The organism is Streptomyces capoamus (genome assembly GCF_014654935.1).
GTDB lineage: Bacteria > Actinomycetota > Actinomycetes > Streptomycetales > Streptomycetaceae > Streptomyces > Streptomyces capoamus.
On record NZ_BNBF01000002.1, the window covers coordinates 184,421 to 189,719 of the forward strand.

Genomic DNA, 5,299 nt, shown 5'->3' on the forward strand with positions numbered 1-5,299 from the left:
CGGGGCAGCACCCCCGACCTCATGGAACTGCTCCCGCAGTGGCTGGCGGCGGCCAACGCCCACGGGTACGCGGCACCCGCGCAGGCGCTGCCCGCCCTGCTGGACGCGGCCCGCGGCCGTACGGACCTGCGCCCGGCGGCGCTGGCGTTCGCAGGCCCGCGCGCGTTGTGGCTGGCCCGGCTGAACCCGGACTGGCGGTTCGCCCTGCGCGCCGCCCCGGGCGGCGGCGCCGCACTGCCCGGCGCGGACGACGCCGAGGCGGTGCGCCGGCTGTGGCGGGAGGGGCTGTTCGCCGAGCGGGCCGCACTGCTGGGAGCACTGCGCGCGCGTACGCCCGCGCTGGGGCGCGAGCTGCTGGCGTCGACCTGGACGACGGAGCGGGCGGAGGACCGGCTGATGTTCCTCGACTCGCTGCGCGCGGGCCTGTCGGAGGCGGACGAGCCCTTCCTGGAGCAGGCGTTGGGCGACCGCAGCCGCAACGTCCGGGCGACGGCCGCGGAACTGCTGTCGACGCTGCCGGGTTCGGCGCTCGCCGCGCGGATGGCCGTTCGGGCCACGGCGTGCGTCGCCCTGGACCGTACGGGGGACGCGCCGGCGATCGTGGTGGAGGCGCCGCACGAGTGCGATGCCGTCATGGAGCGGGACGGCGTGGTGGCCACACCCCCCGCGGGCCGGGGAGAACGGTCCTGGTGGTTGGGGCAGTTGGTGGAGGCCGCCCCGCTCGCCACCTGGCAGCGGCGGCTGGGCGGGCGCACGGCGGAGGAGATCGTGGCGCTGCCGGTGACGGACGGCTGGCAGGGCGAACTGCACGCGGCCTGGTGCCGGGCGGCGGTGCGGCAACGGGACGCCGCGTGGTCGCGGGCGCTGCTCGGCTCGCCGTCGGCCCCGGAGGCGGGCGGCCCGGGCGCGGTCTCCCTGTCGGAGCGGGCGAAACTGCTGGCCGCGCTCGAACCGGCCGAACGGGCCGCGTGGGTCGCCGGGTTCATCGCCACGCACGGCCTGTCGGAGGCGTTCCAGCTGCTCGGGGTGTGCGCGGTCCCGTGGGCGCCCGCACTCGGCCAGGCGGTCGTCGACGCCCTCAACATCGCCCGGGACGCGGGCAGTTATCCGTGGAGTTTCAGCGGGGTGATGGGACTGGCGGAACGCTGCCTGGACCCGGCGGAGGCCGTACGGCTGGAGGCGCTGCTGGCGGTGCCCGACGAGCGGGAGGACGCCGCTCCGGGGGCCGGCGGGTACTGGGCGGAGGCGTTCCAGCGGCTGGTCACGACGCTGCGGCTACGGGCGGCGATGACCCGGGAACTGGCCCCGCCCACACCACCGGCCCCGGCCGCCCACCCTCGGGACCCGGCCGTCACCGTGCCCGCGCACACCGGCACCCGTCCTCCGGCCCCGGCCGCCGCACCCGGCGGAGCCGTCGGCCACCCTCCGGGCCCGGCCGTCACCGCGCCGACGGAGAGTTCCGCTCAGCCTCCGGACGCGGCGACCGCCGCACCCGGCAGAGCCGTCGGCCACCCTCCGGACCCGGCCGTCACCGCGCCGGCGGAGAGCTCCGCTCAGCCTCCGGACGCGGCGGGCTGACGGACGTTCGCCCGGACCCACTCCACGATCGACGTGGTCGTCGCGCCCGGGGTGAAGATCTCCGCGACGCCCTTCTCCTTCAGCGGCGGGATGTCCTCCTCGGGGATGATGCCGCCGCCGAAGACGAGGATGTCCTCGGCCTCCCGCTCCTTGAGCAGGTCGATGACCGCGGCGAAGAGCGTGTTGTGGGCGCCGGACAGGATGGACAGGCCGATCGCGTCGGCGTCCTCCTGGATGGCGGTGTCCACGATCTGTTCCGGCGTCTGGTGGAGACCGGTGTAGATGACCTCCATGCCCGCGTCGCGCAGGGCACGGGCGATCACCTTGGCCCCACGATCGTGGCCGTCGAGCCCCGGCTTGGCCACCACCACGCGGATCGGACCGGCTGCCACACCCATCACTGCCTCCATCAAGCGAGCCCGGAAGCGATCGGCTTCCGTCCTACGACAAGTACCGCACTTTTGGCGCGTTCCGCCACCGTCGCGAAGTGAACGAACGTTATCCCCAGCATCCCGCACCCGGCAGTTTTACGGGACGCGGCGAGGGGGAAATCACATAGGTGGGACATGAGGGCACACGGGGGACGTAGCCGTCCTCCGGCGTGCCGACAGGAGGTCGGCCATGAAGGTCACCGGGGTATTGCCGCCGCTCTTTCTCCCGCTCTGCCGCCGTCTGTGGCCCGGCAGACTGGCCGGACTGTCCATGACGCTGCTGCGGGCGACGGCCCTGGAGGCCGCGATCCTCGCGGGTCACGTCCTGCTGTACCCGACCGGCCTGATCCAGGAGCGACGCTGCGGCACCCCGGCCGACGGGGACGGCACGACCCGGCTGCCCGTCCGTCCCGCCCCGCCGGTGGTCCTGCTGCACGGTTTCATCGACAACCGGTCCGTGTTCGTCCTGCTCCGCCGCACCCTGGCCCAGCACGGCAGACAGCGGGTGGAGTCGCTCAACTACTCTCCGCTGACCTGCGACATCCGCACGGCCGCCGAGCTGCTCGGCCGGCACATCGAGGAGATCTGCGAACGCACCTGCAGCGCCCGGATCGACATCGTGGGACACAGCCTCGGCGGCCTGATCGCGCGGTACTACGTCCAGTGCCTGGGCGGTGACCTGCGGGTCCGCACGCTGGTCACGCTCGGTACTCCGCACTCGGGGACACGGGTGGCACCGCTGGCGGACGCGCATCCGATCGTTCGGCAGATGCGGCCCGGATCTGCGGTGATCGAGGAGCTGGCCCGGCCCGCGCCCGGCTGCCGGACCCGTTTCGTGAGCTTCTGGAGCGATCTGGATTCCCTGATGGACCCGCTGGAGACGGCCTGCCTGGTCCACCCCGACCTGGACGCGCAGAACGTCCGGGTGACCGGTATCGGGCACCTCGCGCTGCCCGTGCACCCCGCCGTGGCGGCCGGCATACGGGACGCCCTCGAGGCCCCGCACCCCGGGGACCGGACCGCGGGCGGCCTGACGGTGGCCTGAGGAGGGGCGCGGAACGCACCGGCGGCCCGAGGGCGGGCGCGCACCGGCGCGGCACGGACGGCGCACAGCCGCCACATCGCCACTCGACATCGAACACTCTTCGAACGCCGGGCCAAGGGAGCGTCCGCGCTCCCCCGAAACACATCCGAATGCCCGTTTACGGCCCACGCGAAACAGGCCGAAGATTGTCGCGCCCAGGTACCGCCGGGTACAGTCGCCGCACTGCTCTGCCAGCCCCTGTTGTCGAGGCGAAAGAGAAGTTGGTGAACAACCGTCACCCGTCGGGGACCATGACCACCCCGGCCCCGGCTTCCGACGCCTCCACCGCGCACTACGCGCAGTACGGGGCACAGGAAGTCCCCTACGACGACCTCACCACGTACGGCGGTTATGACGCCACCGGTTTTGCCGGTGGTTCCGCGAGCACCACGGCCTTCCACGCGGACCCGCTCTTCGGCAGCATGCCGGGCGACGAGCAGGGCACCGGCGCCTACGACGCCACCCAGTGGCACACCGGCACCGCCCCGGCCTACGACCCGTACGCGGCCCAGCACCACGCCGGCTATGACTCCGGGGTCTACGACAGCACCGCCTGGAACGTCCCCGCGCAGTCCGCGGGGAACGACGCCGGTGGTCAGTGGGACGCCGGCGCCTGGCTGCGGCCCGACCAGCCCGGCGGCCCCGAAGCCACCCAGCAGTGGGAGTGGGGCGCCCAGACCTACGACACCGGCGCGTACGACGCCACGCAGTGGAATGTCGCCGGGCAGGCCGTGCCGGCCCCGTCCGAGCAGGCCGGAGAACCGTTCGACCAGCAGCCCACCTCGACGTTCGAGGCGGTCGGCGACCCGCACACCGCCTTCGAGCAGAGGTCGCACGAGGACGCCGAGTTCGGTGCACACCCCTCCGACGAGGGCGAGCCGGACACCACCGGTGAACTGCCCGCCGTCACCGGCCTGCTGGACGACCAGGAGGAGGTCGTCCCGGCACCGGCGACCCGCGTGGGCGCGCGCAGCGGGGCGCGCTCCCGGCGTCGTACGCCCGCCAAGCGCTCCGCGCTGCTGACCGTCGCCGTGCCGTCGGCCTGTGTGATGGGCGTGGCCGGGATCGCCGCCGCCTCGGTCGGTGCGCTCACCGACGACTCCAAGGACACCTCCACCACCGCGGCGGACGCCCAGCCGGTCCAGCCGTCGGTCGCCAACAGCCAGCTCGACAGCCAGCTCAGGACGCTCTCGGCGGGCGCCACCGACTTCGCCGACCGGGCGAGCCGCACCCAGGAGCGCATCGACCTCAAGGCGCAGCAGGAGCTGGAGAAGAAGAAGGCGGCCGCGGAGGCAGCGCTCAAGGAGCGGCTGCGCCCCAAGTTCGCGCTGCCGGTGGCGCAGCACGGGCTGAGCGCCTACTTCGGCCAGGCGGGCATCAACTGGATGTCGGTGCACACCGGCATCGACTTCCCGGTCTCCTACGGCACCACGGTGATGGCCGCCACCGACGGCACCGTCACCACGAAGTGGAACAGCGCCTACGGCAACATGCTGATCCTGACGGCGAAGGACGGCACGGAGACCTGGTACTGCCACCTCTCCAGCTACCGCGTCGCCTCCGGGGCGACCGTCAAGGCGGGCCAGCCGATCGCCTATTCCGGCAACTCCGGCAACTCCACCGGCCCGCACCTGCACTTCGAGGTCCGGCCGGCGGGCGGGGCGGCCATAGACCCGCTGCCGTGGCTCCGCAGCCACGGGCTGGACCCGACCTAGGCATCCGTAAGGGGCCCCTCGCCGGACGGCGAGGGGCCCCTTCGGTCTACAGCTTCTCCACCGGCGCGTACCGCAGCAGGAGCCGCTTCGGCTTGGTGTCGCCGAAGTCGATCGTCGCCTCCGCGTTCGCCCCCGTGCCCTTCACCGCGACGACCGTGCCGAGCCCGAACTGGTCGTGCGTGACCCGGTCCCCGACGGCCAGGGCGACCACCGGCTTCTCCGCCGTGCGCCGCGTAGCGAACCCGGACGCCCCCGACGCCGAGGAACGCGAACGGCTGGAGGACAGCGAGGCCGCGATCCCCGACGCCGGCCCGGAGGACACCGGCGCCGCCGCCCCCGTCCGCTTCCACTCCACATGGGTGGCCGGGATCTCCTCCAGGAAGCGGGAGGGCGGGTTGTACGACGGCTGGCCCCAGGCGCTGCGCATCGCCGACCGCGTGAGGTACAGCCGCTCCCGCGCGCGCGTGATGCCGACGTACGCCAGGCGCCGC

General features: G+C 73.6%; 3 protein-coding genes and 2 pseudogenes. 3 read left to right on the forward strand and 2 right to left on the reverse strand.

Going from position 1 to position 5,299, the window contains the following annotated elements; all coding sequences use genetic code 11:
• Nucleotides 1-1,308, forward strand: a pseudogene (locus tag IE312_RS04355) (DUF5691 domain-containing protein); the annotation flags it as partial.
• A gap of 245 nt (nucleotides 1,309-1,553) precedes the next feature.
• On the opposite strand, the gene icmB reads toward IE312_RS04355, so the two are convergent.
• On the reverse strand, nucleotides 1,554-1,976 hold the full coding sequence (gene icmB, locus IE312_RS04360) for a coenzyme B12-dependent isobutyryl CoA mutase small subunit (protein WP_189978548.1): 423 nt from the start codon (nucleotides 1,974-1,976) through the stop codon (nucleotides 1,554-1,556).
• A 223-nt stretch (nucleotides 1,977-2,199) separates the two neighbouring features.
• Between icmB and IE312_RS04365 the strand changes: the two genes are divergently transcribed.
• Both IE312_RS04365 and IE312_RS04370 read left to right on the forward strand, forming a co-directional pair.
• Entirely contained in the window at nucleotides 2,200-3,054 is an 855-nt protein-coding gene (locus tag IE312_RS04365; protein WP_189978549.1) for an esterase/lipase family protein, read from the forward strand.
• 263 nt (nucleotides 3,055-3,317) lie between these two features.
• Nucleotides 3,318-4,808, forward strand: a complete 1,491-nt coding sequence (locus IE312_RS04370) for a M23 family metallopeptidase (RefSeq protein WP_229899031.1) — start codon at nucleotides 3,318-3,320, stop codon at nucleotides 4,806-4,808.
• Between the two features lie 46 nt (nucleotides 4,809-4,854).
• Here IE312_RS04370 and IE312_RS38705 read toward each other — a convergent pair.
• Nucleotides 4,855-5,299, reverse strand: a pseudogene (locus IE312_RS38705) (ATP-dependent DNA helicase PcrA); the annotation flags it as partial.